The sequence below is a fragment of the Massilia sp. CT11-137 genome (genome assembly GCF_047302885.1).
GTDB lineage: Bacteria > Pseudomonadota > Gammaproteobacteria > Burkholderiales > Burkholderiaceae_D > Telluria > Telluria orientalis.
On record NZ_JBKYMP010000001.1, the window covers coordinates 2,450,949 to 2,467,841 of the forward strand.

A 16,893-nucleotide genomic window follows, 5' to 3' on the forward strand; every position below is an offset into this window, starting at 1 on the left:
CAAGATTGGCGCCGTTTTGCGGCACTGCAATATCGCAATTTAAAAATTGCTTCAATACACTGCGTCCAAGTCGAGCGTCACGCCGTCCCCCCCGGCGGGCACATCGATGCAGGGCCGGCCGTGCGAAGGTCCGCACAGCCGGCTTCCATAACGAGGGATGGGCGCTTACCCGAGCGCCTTACAGGAGATGAAATGAAAAAAAATATGATCAGTGGTATCGCCCTGGCGGCGTCGATGGTGTGCATGTCGGCGGCGTACGCCGAGCCGATCATGGCGGCGGGTCCGGTGCATTTTGCGGTCTCCGGCGTGGGCGATGCCCAGTTCGAGTACGTCGACGCGGTCGACGCCGCGGTGCCGGCCCAGGACAAGCGCGGCCGCTTCCGGGTCAGCAACGTCAGTTCCGAGCTGGCCTTCCGCGCCTCGGTGGACCTGGGCAACGGCATGACCGGCCTGGCCAACTTCACCACCGGTATTGCCGCCGACAACGGCAACGCCAGCGCCACCGCCGGCATGTTCGGCAGCGCGAAGGACGTCTATGTCGGCATCGCGTTCGCCAACGTCGGTACCGTGAAGCTGGGCCGGATGACGGCGGCGGCACGCTGGAACAGCGGCACCGCCGACTTCTCGCCGATGGGCGCGGGCCTGCAGGACGACCAGGGCATGCTGTCCGGCGCCAGCGGCCAGTCGGCCGTCGGTCCGCAGTTCAACGTCCGCTTCGACAACACGCTCGCGTTCGAATCGGCCAGTTTCGGCGGCCTGTCGGCGCGCGTCTATTACAGCGCCAACGAAGGCAAGAGCGCCGCGGGCACGACCAACAGCCCGCACCTGAATGACGGCAGCTTCAGCCTCGGCCTGCAGTACGTCCACGGCCCGCTCGAGCTGCGCGTGTCGGGCGAACAGCGCAACGACAAGGGCACGCTGAACGGCACCAACGACCACAACACGCGTGACCGCGACTTCCGCTTCGGCATGCGCTACACCCTGCCGGACGGCACCATCCTCGGCCTGGGCCACGACCGCATGCGCCTGTCGGACGCCAACGCCACCGGCACGGCGAAAAGCCTGCTGACCAAGCACGGCACCGTCATCTCCGCCAAGCACGCCTTCGGCAAGCACGTCGTGTACGGCGGCTACGGCGTGGGCAGCGACGTCCACTGCGAGTACGGCAATGGCACCGCCTGCAACGGCAACGATACCGGCGCGCGCAACGCCGTCATCGCGTACCAGTACGTGTTCAACAAACAAATGATGTTCGAAACCTTCGCCGCCATCGTCAAGAACGAGGCGCGCGGCCGTTACGACTTCGATGCCGGCGGCGTCGGCGTCGCCACCGGTGGGCAGTCGCGCGCGATCGGCGCCGGCCTGCGCTACGCCTTCTAAGCCATTCCCGGCAATACTTAAAACGGAGACGACATGAAACGATTTATCGCGGGTGCCCTCGGGGCGCCCCTGCTGGCGCTCGCCGCCGGCCCGGCCAGCGCCGCTGGCGGTACCCTGAATCTGATCTGCGGCGTGCAGGTCGAATGGTGCAACCTGGTGCAGACCACGTTCTCGCGCGAGACCGGCATCAAGGTCAACATGGTGCAAAAGGGCGCGGGTGAAGCGCTGGCGCAGATCGCCGCCGAAAGCGCCAATCCGAAAACCGACGTGTGGTTCGGCGGCACGGGCGATCCGCACCTGCAGGCGGCCGAGAAGGACCTGACCCTGGCCTACCAGTCCCCCAACATCAACCTGCTGCGCGACTGGGCGGTGGAGCAGGCCAAGCAGGCCAAGTACAAGACGGTCGGCCTGTATTCCGGTCCGCTCGGGTTCGCCTACAACACCGAGTTGATGGCGAAGAAAAAGCTGCCGGTCCCGATGTGCTGGATGGACCTGATCCAGCCGCAGTACAAGGGCGAGATCCAGATGGCCAATCCGAACTCCTCGGGGACCGCCTACATGGCGATCGCCACCCTCGTCCAGCTCACGGGCGAAGACAAGGCATTCGAGTACCTGAAGAAGCTGCACAAGAACATCAGCCAGTACCCGCGCTCCGGCACCGGGCCGCTGAAGAACGTGTCGCATGGCGAGAACACGATCTCGATCAGTTTCGTGCACGACGTGCCGGGCGAAGTCATCCAGGGTTTCCCGGTGAAGAGCGTGACGCCGTGCGAAGGGACCGGCTACGAAATCGGATCGATGTCGATCGTCAAGGGCGCGCGCAATCTCGCCAACGCCAAGCGGTTCTACGACTGGGCGCTGACCGCGAAGGCGCAGGAACTCGGTGCGGCGGCCAAGCAGTTCCAGCTCCCCTCGAACAAGGCCGCGAAAGTCGATCCGCGGGTGCCGGACGTCTCGCACATCAAGTTGATCAACTACGACTTCGCGAAGTACGGCAAGGCGACCGAACGCAAGCGCCTGCTCGAGCGCTGGGAAAAGGAAGTCAACGGCGACTGACGCCGGTGTCACCGAGGGAGCGGTGCCCCACCGGCACCGCTCCGATTGCAATATTTGGCCCCGGCCTGGGGATCGGAAAACAATCATGAAACAAAAAACCTGGTTTGGCGGTGTCCCGGGATGCTGGGCCATGCTCGCCATCGCGGCGTCGGGACTACTGCCCTGGTACGGTGTGCCTGACGATTTCAAGTGGCTGCGCGACTTCGGCGCGATCTTCAGCGACGTCGGCGCGGCCAACGCCTGGCTGCAGGCCGCTGCATTCCAGCGTCCGTGGCTGTTCCTGCCCCTGGTCGCGCCCGTCGTCGCGCTGGGCGGCCTGCTCCTCCGTGCGCGGCGCGCCCAGGCGTTCGTCCTGCTGGGCAGCGCCGGGGTGGGGCTGGCCGGCATGCTCGGCGCGGGCTACGCGATCGGCGTGCAAGGCTGGGTGTGGCCGTCGCTGCAGGCGGGCGCGCTCGAGCTCGCGGTCGGCCAGTTCGGATTCGGCTGGGGCGCGGCGATCGTGCTGGTGTCGCTGCTGGTGCTGCTGGGGGTGGGACTCGCCCGCCTCGGCTATTTCCAGGGTAACGAATTCGTCGCCGGCGCCGTCGTCCTGTGCGCCGCCGCGTTGATCCTGTTCATCGCCGAGCCGGTGCTCAAATCGCTGAGCGGCGCCCTGTTCGACGAAGCCGGGCAGCTCAGCGCGACCGAGGGCTGGGCGCGCCTGTCCAGTTCGCGCGTGTGGAGCCTGCGCTGCGTCAGCGGGGCGCAAAGCTGCGGCGTGGCGTGGAATACGCTGGGCCTGGCATTGGCCACCGCCACCGGCACCACGGTCCTGGGCACCTTGCTGGCGCTGCTGACCGAGCGCGCGCTGGTACGCGCCAGGCCGCTGGTGCGCGTGATGTCGATCCTGCCCATCGTGACGCCGCCGTTCGTGGTGGGCCTGGGCCTGATCCTGCTGTTCGGACGCGCCGGACTCGTCAACGAGGCGCTGGAACAATTGTTTGGGCTGGAGCCCTCGCGCTGGTTCTACAGCGCCAAAGGGGTGTGGCTGGCCCAGATGATCGCGTTCACGCCGATCTCGTACCTGATGATGCGCGGCGTCACGCAAGCCATCGCGCCCACGCTCGAGGAGGCGGCGCAAACCCTGCGCGCCAAGCCGATGTACGCGTTCATCTCGATCACGCTGCCGCTGCTCGGGCCCGGCCTGGCCAACGCCTTCCTGGTCGGCTTCATCGAGTCGATGAGCGACTTCGGCAATCCGATCGTCGTGGGCGGGCAGTTCTCCGTGCTCTCGACCGAGATCTTCTTCGCCATCGTCGGCGCGCAGATCGATCCGGGGCGCGCCGCGTCGCTCGCGCTGATCCTCAGCGCGTTCGCGCTCGCCGTATTCGTCCTCCAGCGCAAGGCGCTCGGCAAGGGCAGCTATACCAGCATGTCGGGCAAGGGCGACAACGGCATTCCGCCCGCGCTGCCCACGCCGGTCCGCCGCGTCGCCATGGGCGTGGCCGTGCCTTGGCTCGGCTTCACCGCCATCATCTACCTGTTCGCGTTCGCCGGCGGTTTCGTCAAGCTGTGGGGACGCGACTTCAGCCTGACGTTCCAGCACTTCCACACCGCGTTCGGCATCGACTGGAACGGCGGCTTCGCGCTGACCGGCGCCGCGTGGCAATCGCTGCTGACGACGTTGCGCCTCGCCGGCGCGGCCGCGCCGGTGACGGCCCTGTTCGGCCTGCTCGTCGCCTACCTGCTGGCCCGCGTCAAGTTCCGCGGCCAGAACGCGTTCGAGTTCGGCGCCTTGCTGGCCTTCGCGGTCCCGGGCACCGTGCTGGGCGTGGCGTACGTCACGGCCTTCAACGTGCCGCCGTTCGAGCTGACCGGCACCGGCCTGATCATCATGGTGTGCTTCGTGTTCCGTAACCTGCCGGTCAGCATCCGCGCCGGCACGGCCGCGTTCAAGCAGATCGACAAGAGCCTCGACGAGGCGTCGAGCATGCTGGGCGCGTCGACGCCGACCACCCTGCGCCGCGTCATTCTTCCGCTGCTGCGCCCGGCGCTGGTCACGTCGCTCGTGTATTCCTTCGTGCGCGCCATGACGACCGTGTCGTCCGTGATCTTCCTGGTGAGCGCCGAGAACGAGCTGGCCACCACCTTCATCATCGGCCGGGTCGGCAACGGCGAGTACGGCGTGGCGCTGGCCTATTGCACGGTGCTGACGCTCTTGATGCTCGCCGCCACCGGGCTCATCCAATGGATGGTCGGGGAGCGCTCGCTGGGACGCCGCAAGCGCCAGCAGGAACAGCAGGAAGACACGGCGCAGGCAGCGCCGGTGATCTCATAACGAACAAAAACGAGGAGCCATCATGAAGCCCGGAATCGAATTCAAGAACATCACCAAGGCCTACACCAAGAACGGCGCCCTGGCGGTCAAAGGCATCAACTTCACGGTGCCGAAGGGCACCCTGACGACCCTGCTCGGCCCCTCGGGCTGCGGCAAGACCACGACCCTGCGCATGATCGCCGGCCTGGAAAGCCCGACCGGCGGCCAGATCCTGATCGACGGCGTCGACGTGACCACCCTGTCGGCGGCGGAGCGCAACGTCAGCCTGGTCTTCCAGAGCTACGCGCTGTTCCCGCACATGAATATTTTCAATAACGTCGCGTACGGCCTGACGGTGGCCGGCGTGGACCGCGAGCGCACGAAGGAACGCGTCGACGCCGCGCTCGACACGGTGGGGTTGAAAGGTTTCGGCACGCGCTGGCCGGGCGAGTTGTCCGGCGGGCAGCAGCAGCGCGTGGCGCTGGCGCGCGCTCTCGTGCTGGAGCCGGCCGTGCTGCTGTTCGACGAACCGCTGTCGAACCTTGACGCGCGGCTGCGGCGCCAGATGCGCGATGAAATCCGCGCGTTGCAGCAGCGCCTGCAGCTGACCGTGGCCTACGTCACGCACGACCAGAGCGAAGCGCTGGCGGTGTCGGATCAGATCATCGTCATGCGCGACGGGCTGATCGCGCAGGCGGGCTCGCCATCGGACCTGTACGAACGCCCCAACAGCGAATTCGTGGCCGGCTTCATGGGCGAGGCCCTGCTGTTGCCGGCCAATGTGACCCATGGCGGCGAGGTGCAACTGGGGCCGCTCTCCTGGCGCGCGCCGGATGCCGTTCCCACTGGACGGGCGCTCGTGGCGGTGCGGCCCGAGGCGTGGATCGTCGGCGATCTCGGCCAGTACGGGCTGGCGGCCAGGGTGTGCAAGGCCACCTATCTCGGCGGCTTCTACGAGTACACGCTGGATACCGAAATCGGCGAGCTGTTCGTCGTCTGCCCCCACGTCGACCGGGCGCGCAACGTGGCCGACCCGGTCAGCCTGGGCATACACCAACGCGGCGTGTCGGTGCTGCGCGCGTGACGGCCTGTTGACATCCACCGCCACCGGGAGAGCTCTCATGCGCGCAATCGTCAATCTTCATATCGGCGCGAGGCTCGCGCTGGGTTTCGGCCTCGTCCTGTTGTGTGCAAGTGCCTTGCTCGGCATCGGGCTCGGCAACATGGGCGTATTGCAGAGCGATACCGAGCACATCGTCGGCAGCCGCCTGGTCAGCCTGAACGGCGCGCTGCGGATGCGGCATGCCGGCGCGGAGATCGCGCTGGCCATGCGCCGGATCGCCGCGCCCACGGATGGGAAAGAGGGCACCGACGCGGCCGCCGCGCTGGTGCGCCTGCTGGGCGACTACGACGAGGCCGAGCGGGCCTTGCAGCATGGCGCGGTCGACGCGGACGCCCTGGCCGAGGTGCGCCGGCGCAAGCAGGCGTTGATGCCGGCGCTGCGGAATATCCAGTCCACCGCCGCGTCGGGCAATCTGTTCGATGCGGCCGTGATGCTGAAAACCGATTTCGCGCCCAGGTACGCGGGCTGGATCGACGCGCTCGACACCCTGGCCAATGCCGAGCAGGACGCCATGGCGCGCACCCGCGACCACTCGCGCACGCGCTACCGCACGGCGCAAGTCCACATGCTCGGCGCCGGCCTCGCGATGCTGCTCCTCGGCGCCCTGTGCGCGGTGTACATCACGCGGTCGATCACCACGCCGCTGCGGCGCGCGGCGCGCATCGCCGACACCATCGCCGGCGGCGATCTCCACGTGGCGATCGACACCGGCGGCAAGGACGAGGCGGGCCAGCTGATGCGCGCCCTGAAGCTCATGCAGCAGAACCTGTTCGCGGCGATCGCGCAGATCACCGCCGGCAGCGAGCACGTGCTCGTGGCGTCGCGCCAGATCGCCGAGGGCAACCTGGATTTGTCGACGCGCACCGAACAGCAGGCGGGCACGCTGCGCCAGACCACCGCCGCTATGGCGCGCCTGGAGGACACGGTCGGCGGCAACGCCGAGAACGCGCGGCAGGCGCAGGAACTGAGCACGGCCGCGTACGCCTGCGCGCAGCGCGGCAGCGAGGTCGCCGCGCGCGTGTCGGACACGATGGGGTCGATCAAGGCAAGTTCGGACAGGATCGTCGACATCACCACGGTCATCAATTCGATCGCGTTCCAGACCAATATCCTCGCCCTCAACGCGGCCGTCGAGGCGGCCCGCGCCGGCGAGGCCGGCCGCGGTTTCGCCGTGGTGGCGGCGGAGATCCGGGAACTGGCGCAGCGTTCGGCCGGGGCGGCGCGGCAGATCGATACGCTGATTCGCGACTCGGTGACCCAGGTCGACGCCGGTCATGCGCTGGTCGGCGAGTCCGCCGCGACCATGGACCAGATCGTCAAGGCCGTGCGCCGCGTTGCCGAGCTGGTCAGGCAGATTTCCGCGGCCAGCGCCGAGCAGGGTGCGAGCATCGGCGGGATCAGCGTCGCGATCGGCCAGATGAACGGGATGACGGAGCAGAATGCCGCGCTCGTCGGCGAAGCCGCCGCGGCCGCGGAAAGCCTGCGTGAACAATCGGCCCGGCTGGCCGAGGCGGTGGCCCGCTTCCATATTGCCGGAACAAGCGCGACGCAGGCGGCACCGCAGCGCCAGATTACGTCGCGGCGATTGAATCTCAATACAGCCGATTGCCCTGTCGCGGAATAAAAATCCGTATTCGGCGACTGACATGCATATTTGCCAGTCGACAAAAAAAGATATCAACATTATCTCGCGAACGATGCCGGATTTATATCCCCTGATATTCAAAAGTATATACAAGGATAAAATATGGGGCGGGCGAAAGTTATTCAGCCATCTCGCCAGGGACTGCCCGCCGGGGTCGCGTTGCGGCGAGTCGTGGGAAGTGTGCGGACTGCCGTCGGACGATTCGCTGGTGAAAAATGGCGCGCTGGCCGGTACTTCGCTTTCGGCTTTGCTGAGGCATTATCGGGAATGCCTTGTCGGGAAATCCCCGTATGCGCGCTTTGGTAATCGTTTTCCCTTGCTCGTCAAATTCATCGACGCCGCCGACGATTTATCGATCCAGGTGCATCCCGGCGATGTGCTGGCCGGTATGAAACACGATTCGCCGGGGAAAACGGAAATGTGGTACGTGATCCAGGCCGATCCCGGCGCGACGCTGATTGCCGGGTTCAATCGGCCAGTCAGCGCCGCCCTGTGCCGCGAAAGATTCGAATGCGGCCGGGTCGACGACATCCTGAACCGTCACGCCGTCGCCGCGGGCGACGTGTTTTTCCTGCCCGCCGGCAGGGTCCACGCCATAGGGAAGGGCGTCCTGATCGCCGAGATCCAGCAGGCGTCCGACGTGACCTACCGGATCCATGACTACGACCGCGTCGATGCGAACGGACGCCGGCGCGCGCTGGACACGGACAACGCCATCGCCGCACTGGATGTCGGTGCCGACCAGGATTGCAGGCTCGCGTATCAGGAAATCCTGAATGCGCCTGCCCGCCTCGTGCACTGCGAGCATTTCACGGCCGATATATTGGCGTGTTCCGAAACGGTCGTGCGGAATTACGCGTTCGACTCGTTCGTTATCCATGTCTGCGTACATGGAGCCTATACGATCGATTACGGCCGGGGGCGGCTGGACGTGCGTATCGGCGATTGCGTCCTGATTCCCGCGGCAATTGAATCCGTCAATCTGGAAACAGAATCGGGATTCAAGTTACTGGAGTGTTTTATCGTTTAAGTTTTTTTCGCGGTTTCCCTCTTTTTGGGTCGTACTTGACCCTGTCTGTCCTTATCGCTTTTACCGGCGAGGCACATTTATTTACTAAACAAAGTTCATGCTGTGGCGATAATGCGTCATTCCTTAAAAAGCTTTGAGCTTTATCAAAAACCCTTGAGTTTCTTTTTGTGCCCGAGGTAGACTACGCAACGAATTAATTGTTTCCTTGCCGAAATTTTTTCGCTTCCAGCATGACTGAATCCGGTTCGTGTTGGAGCGGGGTTCGGCGAATTGCCGCGCCGATGTCGAGCGAGCGAAAAACGCATCGAATACCGTGAGAAACCATAGCCGGATGCATTTTGAGCCGGCATTGGGCGGCTAAAAAAGTGGTAGGAGTTACAATGATGTTGTGCGCTAACATTTGCTGTCCCGGCTTTGGGACGAGCTCGAGATTCTGGCGGCGCGCGACGCTGGCGCTGATGACGGCGACCACGGTGGCGACGTCGCTCTGGGCACCGGCCGCGCACGCCGCAGTCCCGGCGGGCTGGAAGGACCACGGCTTCGCACTCGATACCGCCGGCATGCCGCTGCACCAGGTGCTGGAGCGGTTCGCCACCGAATACGGCGTGGAGGTCGTGTTCGACGTGCCGGATCGGGCCGTGAAAAAAGAAACCCTGCGCGCGAGTGGCGGCGCCGACTTGCTGGACCGGTTGGCGCAGGCCTGCCGCTTCCGCTGGTTCGTCTACGGCGACACGCTGCATATCGTTCCCCGCGAAGACAATGTGTCGATGCGCCTCGAGCTTGGCGCGAACGCCGTGCGGGATGCCAGGGGCGTGCTGGCCGGCGTGGGTTTGTACGAGAGCCGCTTCGGCTGGGTGGAGCTGCCGAAGGAAGGCGCCGTCGTCATCAGCGGGCCGCGCGAGTACGTCCGCCTGGCGCGCGAGGTCCTGGTGCCCGCCCGGCCAGGCGACGCCATGAACGACATGCAGCCGATGGTGTTCCGCCTGAAGTACGCCGGCGCGACCGACCGCGTGATCACCGCCCGCGGCAGGACGGAAACCATCCCCGGCATGAAGACGATCCTGTCGAACCTGCTGGTCGGGCAGCCGGCCGCCGCCTCCGTGCAGGCCGCCGACGCCGGCCATCCGCGCATCGACGCCGACCCCTCGCTGAACGCCGTCATCATCCACGACGCGGCCGGCAAGCGCGCCATGTACCAGGCACTCATCGAGCAGCTCGACGTGTTGCCGCGCCAGGTCGAAATCGACGCGCTGATCGTCGACGTCGACCGGGACAAGCTGCCCGGGCTGGTCGCCGGCGCGGCGCCCGCGGCGCCCGGGGCGACGTTGCTGGTCAACGATGCCGCCGGCCTGGTCGCCAGGCTGAAAGCGCTGGAAGCCAGCGGCGATGCGCGCATCGTGGCCACGCCAGGCGCGCTGACGCTGAACAACGTGGCCGCCGTGCTGGACCTGCGCCAGTCGCGCTACATCCCGCTGGTCGGCGAGCGCGTCGCCGACGTGGCCGAGGTGAGCGCCGGGACGCTGCTGCGGGTGGTGCCGCGCCTCGTCGACGATGGCGGCACCCGCGTGCGGCTGGACGTCGACATCGAGGACGGCAACCTGGGCAGCGGCACCGACGCGCAAGTCACCCGTTCGACCCTCAGTGCGCTGGCCATCGTCGACGTGCGGCAGATGCTGATGATCGGCGGTTACGGGACGGAGGCGATGTCCGGCGACCGGGCGTCCCCGTCATTGCTGGGCAACCTGTTCGGCCACAAGGACACGCCGGGAACCCGGCGCGAGCGCCTGTACCTGATCACGCCGCGCCTGGCCGGCGGCACGCCGGCGCAGGCCGCAGCCGAACCGGCCGCGGCGCCGCAGCCGCAGCCGCTTGCTTCCGCGCCCGTGCCCGCACCTGTGCCGCCCGCCCCGGCGGCGGTGCCGGCGCCCGCGCCGGCCGCGGCCGCAGTCGCGCCGGTCGCCGCCGCGGTCGTGCCGGTGCGCGCGGCGCCCGTCGCGCCCCCGCCGCCGCCCGAGCCGACCTGGGCCGTGTTGCAAAGCGATAAAACCCTGAACGGGACACTGCAACGGTGGGCCGCCGGCGCCGGCTGGCAACTGATGTGGGAACTGCCCGTCGATTACGCCGTCGCGGTGCGCACCGAACTGCACGGTTCCTTTGCCGACGCCGTCGGCATGGTGGTGAAGAGCATGGAGGGAGCGGACGTACCGATGAAGGCGATTTTCTACGACGGCAACAAGGTGCTGCGGATCGTTGCGAAAGGAACCGAACCATGATGACCAGGCGCTTGCACGCGGTGTTGCCCCTGCTGCTGCTGTCGGCGTGCGGCGGCATGTCGGCCCGGCTGGACAAGACCATCGACGACACCGGCGGCCAGGTGTCCACCCTCGTCCGGGACACCGGCCATACCGCGAACGGTGTCGTGGCCAGGGCGCCGTCGTCGGTCAGCCACGAATCCGGCATCTGGCTCGGCAAGGACGTCGTCAAGCTGGGGCAGCCCGCGTTGCCGAAGATCTTTTTCGAGAACGCCGTGTTCGACAAGACGGTCGCGTCGCTGGCCGAGCTGGCGGAACGGATCAGCGTGCGCACCGGCCTGCCGGTGAAGGTGACGCCCGACGCGCTGGACGTCGCCGCGGGCATGCGTAGTACGCCAGCCGGCGCCGCCGTGCCGCTGCCGCCGGGCGGGGTGGGCGATGCCCGTGCCTATGCCGGCCCGCCGTCCGCGCGCGGTGGCGGGGTCCGCATCTACTACACGAACGGCAACCTGCGCGGCCTGCTCGACACGGCGGCGGCGCGCTTCGGCGTGTCGTGGAAATATGTTGACGGCACGATCCAGTTCTTCCATACGGAGTCGCGCACCTTCCAGATCAACACGCTGCCCGGCGATTCGACGTTCAACGCCAGCGTCACCAGCGGCGCCACGTCGAGCCCGGGCACCGGCGCCGGCACCGGCGGCGCTGCGGGGGCGGGCGGCGGTGCGGGCACGACGAATGGCGTGACCGCCAACAACAGCCAGAACACGGCGGTGGCGTCCAAGCTGTCGGTCTATGGCAGCATCGAAAGCGTGATCAAGGCCATGTTGTCGAGCTACGGCAAGGTGGTCATCTCGCCGGCGACCGGGTCGATCACGGTGGTCGACACGCCCGACACGCTCGACCGGGTGGCCGCATACATCGAGAACGAGAACCGGACGCTCGAGCGCCAGGTGGTCATCAACGTCACCGTCCTGTCGGTGAGCCTGAACGACAGCGAAGACTACGGCATCAACTGGAACCTGGTGTACACGACCCTGCGCCAGAAGTACGGACTGACCAGCGCGCCATTCGCGCTGGACGGGACCCGGTTCTCCGCCGGTGTGCTGGGCGATTCGCGCTTCGCGGGCAGCACCGCGATCATCGACGCCCTGTCGAAGCAGGGCAAGGTGCGGCGCCAGACCACCGCGTCGGTGATCACGCTGAACAACCAGGTGGTGCCGCTGCAGGTGGCCAAGCAGACGTCCTACCTGCAGCAGTCGCAGACGACGGTGGTGCCCCAGGTCGGCACCACCACGACGCTGATTCCGGGCACCGTCACGTCGGGTTTCAACATGAGCATCCTGCCGCACGTGCTGGCCAACGGCACGGTGCTGCTGCAGTTCTCGACCGACATCTCCGCGCTGAACACGATCCGCGAAGTGCAGAGCGGCGGCAGCAAGATCGAGACGCCGGAAATCGATACCCGCAATTTCCTCCAGCGCGTGGCGATGAAATCGAACGAGACGCTGATCATCAGCGGGTTCGAGCAGACCGACGACAACCTCGACCGCCAGGGCGTGGGCAGCGCACGCAACGTCGCGCTCGGCGGCGGCATCAAGGCGGCCAGCGCCAAGGAATCCATCGTGATCCTGATCACCCCCACGACGGTCGGCCCCTAACGCGAAGCGATCCGGCATCATGGCCATCCATATCATCCAGATCGAAAAGCACCGGTTCGTGTGCGGCCTGTTCTGGCAGTCGCTGTCGCGGCCGCGCGAACTGGCCAGGGAGGCGCGCGAACTGGGCGCGAAGATCGACTCCGACCTGTACGTGCTGCGCACCGACCAGTCGACCGCGCAGGCGGGCTTCGGCCAGAGCGCGGACGGCGCGCGCCGCGGCATGTTCTCGCTGGGCGCGATCATCTCGAAGACGCTGGCGCTCGAAGGCGCCTACTTCGACGGCGAGAAGCAGCGGGTCCACAACTGGCTCGCCGCGCTCAGGCTGCCGGACGGCATGTGGGCCTATTTCGCGGCGCGCGACGCGAACTTCCTGCCGAACGGCGATTTCGCCGGCACCCGCGAGGAAGTCATGGAGCGCCTGCACAGCGACTATGGCCTGGGCGGCTGGAGCGTCGTCCTCGGCGATGCCGAGCTGTCCGACTACGGCTTCCACAACTTCGAGGCGCGCACCGTCGAGAGCTTCATCCCGCACCGCAAGGACGGGCGCATCCGCGCGCACCGCTGGTGGGGCCTGCAGCCCGTGCACACCCGGGGCAATCGCTGGCCGGCGCTGGCGGCGGCCGTCCTCGCCCTGGCGCTCGCCGGGGGCTGGGTCCATGTCCAGCGACTGCGGGCCGAGCAGCGGGCCGCGCAGGCGGCCGAAGAAGCGCGCATCGCCGAGCGCCAGGCCGTGCTGCGGCGGGCGGCGCCGTCCGTGCAGCCGCCGCCGTGGGGCGGCAAGCCGACGCCGACGAGCCTGGCCAGGGCCTGCGTCGACGGACTGGGCCATCTTGCCGCCGGCGGCTGGCTGCTCGACGAGTACGTCTGCACCGCCGACACGGCCAGCTACGCATGGTCGCGCCACGGTTCCACGCTGGACCTGCTGCGTGCCGAGGTGCCGGATGCCGTGTTCGACCTGGGCGGCGAGAAGGCCACCCTGGCCGTGCCGCTCCGGCTCGAACGGCGCCCGCCCGAGGCGCTGCTCGAACGCCGCGCATTGATGGAACCGATCATCTCCGGTCTGCAACACATGGGCATCGCATTCAGGATCGCCAGCGTGCCTCCGGCCGCGGCGACGCAGCAGGCGCAGACGCAGACCCGGGCGCCCGCGCCGCAGTGGCAGGCGTATTCGTTCAGCTGCGACAGCCAGGGGCTGTTGCCCACGGCCCTGGCCGAACTGCTGGACCGGCCCGGCGTGCGTATCGACCGGATCGTCAACCGGGCCGGTCACTGGTCAATCGAAGGAGTCATGTATGTCAAATAAATCCCTCTGGTGCGCGCTGCTCGTGTCAATGTTCGGCTGCGCCCACGCGTACGCCGATCCGACCGCCGAAAAGCTGAGCCGGATCGAAGGCGAGACGCTGCTGCTGAAGGCGCGCGAACGCCAGCTCGACGTGCAGGGCAGCATCCTCATGAAGCAGAACCAGATCGCCACGATCCAGGCGGCCACCACCGCGCTCACGCATGCGCCCGGCGCCGGCGATCCGCAGGTACGCGGCGTCGAGGGCGTGGGGCGCGCGGTGTTCGCGACCCTGCAACTGGGCGACGGCACCGTCATCGAGGTGCAGCCCGGCGACATGCTGCCGAAAGGGATGCGGGTGGTGTCGATCGCGCCGGGCAACGTCATCGTCAGCAAGGGCAAACAGCGGGTCCGCCTGGCGCAGGCGGCGCCGCCCCAGCCGCAATTCGGATCCGCCTTGCCGCTGCCGCCCGCGGTCCCGGGCCCGCCGCCGGGCCTGCCCGCAGGGAGCGCGCGATGAACCTGCTCGCGTTGGACCGGGCGGAACCGCGCGCCACCGGACGGAGCGAACAGCAGGGCGGCGTCGGCGACATCGGCACGGCCGCCGTGCTGAGCGGCGCGGGCACGTTCGAGGCCAGCGCCGAGGAGCGCAAGCTGCTGTGCCTGCTGAGCGACGGCCGCCTGCTCGTCGCCGAGGGACAGAGCCTGAACCGCCACGTGCTGTCGTACATCGCGCGGCTGGAAAAGATGCGCCGGCCGTTCCAGGTGACGTTCTCGCGGATCGAGGTCATCGCCCGCGCCTACCAGGGCGGCGGGAGTGCGCAGCCGCAGCACGAACACTCGCTCATGCAGGTGACGGCCAAGGACCTGCTCAACCGGGCCTGCCAGGCGCGCGCGTCCGACATCCATATCCGCGTCCGCAAGGATTGCACGGAGACGTGGTTCCGCATCCACAACGACCTGGTGCCGAAGGGCGTGCAGACGCGCGAATACGGCGAGCGCCTGCTGGCGACGCTGTACGGGGCGATGACGTCGGTGTCCGACAATTCGTACAAGCCGATGGAGCGCCAGGACGCCGCGATTTCCGACCGCGACAAGCTGCCGCCCGGGCTGTACGGCGTGCGTATCGCCACCGCGCCCACCAGCGAAGGCGCCGTCATGGTGCTGCGCCTGCTGTACAACGACGCCGGCGACAACGTCGACCTGCGCCCGCTCGGCTTCAGCGAGACGCACGCCGGCATGCTCCAGCAGATCAAGGAGCAGCCGATCGGGATGAACATCATCAGCGGTCCCACCGGATCGGGGAAATCGACCACGCTGCAGCGCATCCTGTCCGGCGAAATCATCGAGGCGGGCGGCAAACTGCACGTGCTGACCGTCGAAGACCCCGTGGAATACCCGATCGAAGGCGCGGTGCAGACGGCCGTGACCAATGCCAGCACGGAAGCGGACCGCGCGCGCCAGTTCTCGGCCGCGATCTCGAACGCGATGCGGCTCGATCCCGACGTCATCATGATCGGCGAGATCCGCGATGCGGCGTCGGCGCAGAACGCCCTGCGCGCGGCGATGACGGGCCACCAGGTGTGGACGACGGTGCATGCCAACAGCGCGCTGGCGATCGTCGACCGGCTGCTCGATCTCGGCCTGCCGATGAGCCTGGTGGCGGACCACACGATCATCACGAGCCTGATCAGCCAGCGCCTCGTCAAGGTGCTGTGCCCGCATTGCAGCCGGCCGCTGGTGGACGCGCCGGAGGCGCTGCCGCCGGCGCTGTACGCCCGCGTCCGGCAAGCGGTGGGCGGCGCGCTGCCGCGCGTGCGCGTGACCGGCGACGGCTGCGAGCATTGCGCCATGCAGGGCACGGTGGGGCGGTCGGTGCTGGCGGAAGTCATCGTGCCGGACGCCCAGTTCTTCAAACTCATCCGGGCCGGCGACAAATGCGCGGCGGTCGCGTACTGGATCGAGCACCTGGACGGCCGCACGATGCTGGGCCACGCGATCGACAAGGTCGCGGCCGGCCAGATCGATCCGCGCATGGCGGAAAAGGTGGTCGGCCACCTCGCGGCGCCGGGATCCCGGCTGGAGGTGGTCCATGCGGTTTGACGTCACGCGCGCCTGGGCGAAGACCCAGTTCTCGGCGGCGGCGCGCGTGCGCCTGTACCGCAAGATCGCCAAGATGCTCACCAACGGCCTGCCTTTGCTGCGGATCCTGGAAGTCCTGCGCGAACGGGCGTCGGACAATGGCCGCAAGCCGCAGGAGCCGCTGGCGATCGTGCTCGACGATTGCCGCCGGCAGGTGCAGAACGGCCGGATGCTGTCGGAAAGCCTGGAAGGCTGGGCGCCGCGGCCGGAACGCATGATCCTGCTGGCCGGCGAACAGTCCGGCAACGTGGAGGCCGCGCTGCTGGCCGTCGTCGACGTCGTGCAGGCGCAGCAGCGCATCAAGGCGGTCATCGTCGGCGGGCTCGTTTACCCATGCGCGATCCTGGCGCTGATCCTCGTCTACGTCTACCTGTTCGGCACGAAGGTCATTCCCGAGTTCACCCGCATCACCGACCCGACGAACTGGCATGGCGCCGCCAGGTCGCTGTACGTCATGTCCGAGGTGGTCCAGCACTGGATGCTCGCCATCGTCGGCGCGCTGGCGCTCGTCGCGGGCGGCGTCGCCGCGGCGCTGCCGCGCTGGCGCGGCAACCTGCGCGTGTTCGCCGACCGCTTCGCGCCGTTCTCGATCTACCGGCTGGTCGTGGGCAGCGGTTTCCTGCTGGCGTTCTCGGCCTTGCAGACGGCCGGCGTCACGGTCGAGAAGTCGCTCAGCCGCCTGTCCGACATGGCCGATCCGTGGCTGCGCGAACGCCTCGACGGCGCGCTGCTGGGAGTGCGTTCCGGCCTCAACTGCGGTGAAGCCATGCGCAACGCCGGTTACGGTTTCCCGTCGGCCGAAGTGATCGACGACCTGTGCGTGTACGCCGAGTTCCGCGGATTCGGCGAGGCGCTCAAGGTGATGGCCGACGAATGGCGGGAAGAGGGGATCGAGCAGATTTCCAATCAGATGAAGATCCTGAACGGCGTCGCCATCCTCGTGATGGCCGCCGTGATCGGCTGGCTGGTGACGGGTTTCTTCGGCATCCAGCACGAGATCGCAACGATGACACGCGCAGTACATTGATTCCA

General features: G+C 67.4%; 12 protein-coding genes. All 12 read left to right on the forward strand.

All coding sequences use genetic code 11. The features are described from left to right. The first annotated feature begins 192 nt into the window (after window positions 1–192). The 12 genes from ACEN98_RS11100 to ACEN98_RS11155 all read left to right on the forward strand — a co-directional run bounded on the left by ACEN98_RS11100 (window position 193) and on the right by ACEN98_RS11155 (window position 16,888). A complete protein-coding gene (locus ACEN98_RS11100) occupies window positions 193–1,380 on the forward strand; it encodes a porin (protein ID WP_413384265.1) in 1,188 nt (395 codons plus the stop codon). A gap of 33 nt (window positions 1,381–1,413) precedes the next feature. Next, window positions 1,414–2,436 carry an ABC transporter substrate-binding protein gene (locus ACEN98_RS11105; protein WP_413384267.1) on the forward strand — a complete coding sequence of 341 codons (1,023 nt, stop codon included), beginning with the start codon at window positions 1,414–1,416 and terminating at the stop codon, window positions 2,434–2,436. Between the two features lie 85 nt (window positions 2,437–2,521). After that, complete coding sequence (locus ACEN98_RS11110; RefSeq protein WP_413384269.1) at window positions 2,522–4,753, forward strand: ABC transporter permease; 2,232 nt, start codon at window positions 2,522–2,524, stop codon at window positions 4,751–4,753. A gap of 22 nt (window positions 4,754–4,775) precedes the next feature. Then, a complete protein-coding gene (locus tag ACEN98_RS11115; protein ID WP_413384272.1) occupies window positions 4,776–5,816 on the forward strand; it encodes an ABC transporter ATP-binding protein in 1,041 nt (346 codons plus the stop codon). A 37-nt stretch (window positions 5,817–5,853) separates the two neighbouring features. Beyond that, on the forward strand, window positions 5,854–7,479 hold the full coding sequence (locus ACEN98_RS11120) for a methyl-accepting chemotaxis protein (protein ID WP_413384274.1): 1,626 nt from the start codon (window positions 5,854–5,856) through the stop codon (window positions 7,477–7,479). A 22-nt stretch (window positions 7,480–7,501) separates the two neighbouring features. Beyond that, on the forward strand, window positions 7,502–8,530 hold the full coding sequence (locus ACEN98_RS11125; RefSeq protein ID WP_413384276.1) for a type I phosphomannose isomerase catalytic subunit: 1,029 nt from the start codon (window positions 7,502–7,504) through the stop codon (window positions 8,528–8,530). A 458-nt stretch (window positions 8,531–8,988) separates the two neighbouring features. Beyond that, window positions 8,989–10,803, forward strand: coding sequence for a type III secretion system outer membrane ring subunit SctC (gene sctC, locus ACEN98_RS11130; protein ID WP_413384278.1), 1,815 nt, complete (start codon window positions 8,989–8,991; stop codon window positions 10,801–10,803). Next, window positions 10,803–12,440 (forward strand): PilN family type IVB pilus formation outer membrane protein, encoded by a 1,638-nt coding sequence (locus ACEN98_RS11135; protein ID WP_413385976.1) that lies wholly within the window; start codon window positions 10,803–10,805, stop codon window positions 12,438–12,440. The genes sctC and ACEN98_RS11135 overlap by 1 nt, the downstream gene beginning before the upstream one ends. 19 nt (window positions 12,441–12,459) lie before the next feature. Then, window positions 12,460–13,743, forward strand: a complete 1,284-nt coding sequence (pilO2, locus tag ACEN98_RS11140) for a type 4b pilus protein PilO2 (protein WP_413384280.1) — start codon at window positions 12,460–12,462, stop codon at window positions 13,741–13,743. Beyond that, window positions 13,733–14,239 (forward strand): type IV pilus biogenesis protein PilP, encoded by a 507-nt coding sequence (pilP, locus tag ACEN98_RS11145; RefSeq protein WP_413384282.1) that lies wholly within the window; start codon window positions 13,733–13,735, stop codon window positions 14,237–14,239. Before pilO2 ends, pilP begins: the two co-directional genes overlap by 11 nt. After that, a complete protein-coding gene (locus ACEN98_RS11150) occupies window positions 14,236–15,822 on the forward strand; it encodes a GspE/PulE family protein (RefSeq protein ID WP_413384284.1) in 1,587 nt (528 codons plus the stop codon). The genes pilP and ACEN98_RS11150 overlap by 4 nt, the downstream gene beginning before the upstream one ends. Beyond that, the gene (locus ACEN98_RS11155; protein WP_413384286.1) at window positions 15,812–16,888 is read left to right on the forward strand and encodes a type II secretion system F family protein; all 1,077 of its coding nucleotides are present in this window, start codon (window positions 15,812–15,814) and stop codon (window positions 16,886–16,888) included. Before ACEN98_RS11150 ends, ACEN98_RS11155 begins: the two co-directional genes overlap by 11 nt. The last annotated feature ends 5 nt before the right edge of the window (window positions 16,889–16,893 follow it).

Excerpts from the sequence above, each read along its gene's own strand:
- ACEN98_RS11100 (WP_413384265.1), top strand. The coding sequence starts at position 193 with ATGAAAAAAAATATGATCAGTGGTATCGCCCTGGCGGCGTCGATGGTG.
- ACEN98_RS11105 (WP_413384267.1), top strand. The coding sequence starts at position 1,414 with ATGAAACGATTTATCGCGGGTGCCCTCGGGGCGCCCCTGCTGGCGCTC.
- ACEN98_RS11110 (WP_413384269.1), top strand. The coding sequence starts at position 2,522 with ATGAAACAAAAAACCTGGTTTGGCGGTGTCCCGGGATGCTGGGCCATG.
- ACEN98_RS11115 (WP_413384272.1), top strand. The coding sequence starts at position 4,776 with ATGAAGCCCGGAATCGAATTCAAGAACATCACCAAGGCCTACACCAAG.
- ACEN98_RS11120 (WP_413384274.1), top strand. The coding sequence starts at position 5,854 with ATGCGCGCAATCGTCAATCTTCATATCGGCGCGAGGCTCGCGCTGGGT.
- ACEN98_RS11125 (WP_413384276.1), top strand. The coding sequence starts at position 7,502 with ATGCATATTTGCCAGTCGACAAAAAAAGATATCAACATTATCTCGCGA.
- sctC (WP_413384278.1), top strand. The coding sequence starts at position 8,989 with ATGACGGCGACCACGGTGGCGACGTCGCTCTGGGCACCGGCCGCGCAC.
- ACEN98_RS11135 (WP_413385976.1), top strand. The coding sequence starts at position 10,803 with ATGACCAGGCGCTTGCACGCGGTGTTGCCCCTGCTGCTGCTGTCGGCG.
- pilO2 (WP_413384280.1), top strand. The coding sequence starts at position 12,460 with ATGGCCATCCATATCATCCAGATCGAAAAGCACCGGTTCGTGTGCGGC.
- pilP (WP_413384282.1), top strand. The coding sequence starts at position 13,733 with ATGTCAAATAAATCCCTCTGGTGCGCGCTGCTCGTGTCAATGTTCGGC.
- ACEN98_RS11150 (WP_413384284.1), top strand. The coding sequence starts at position 14,236 with ATGAACCTGCTCGCGTTGGACCGGGCGGAACCGCGCGCCACCGGACGG.
- ACEN98_RS11155 (WP_413384286.1), top strand. The coding sequence starts at position 15,812 with ATGCGGTTTGACGTCACGCGCGCCTGGGCGAAGACCCAGTTCTCGGCG.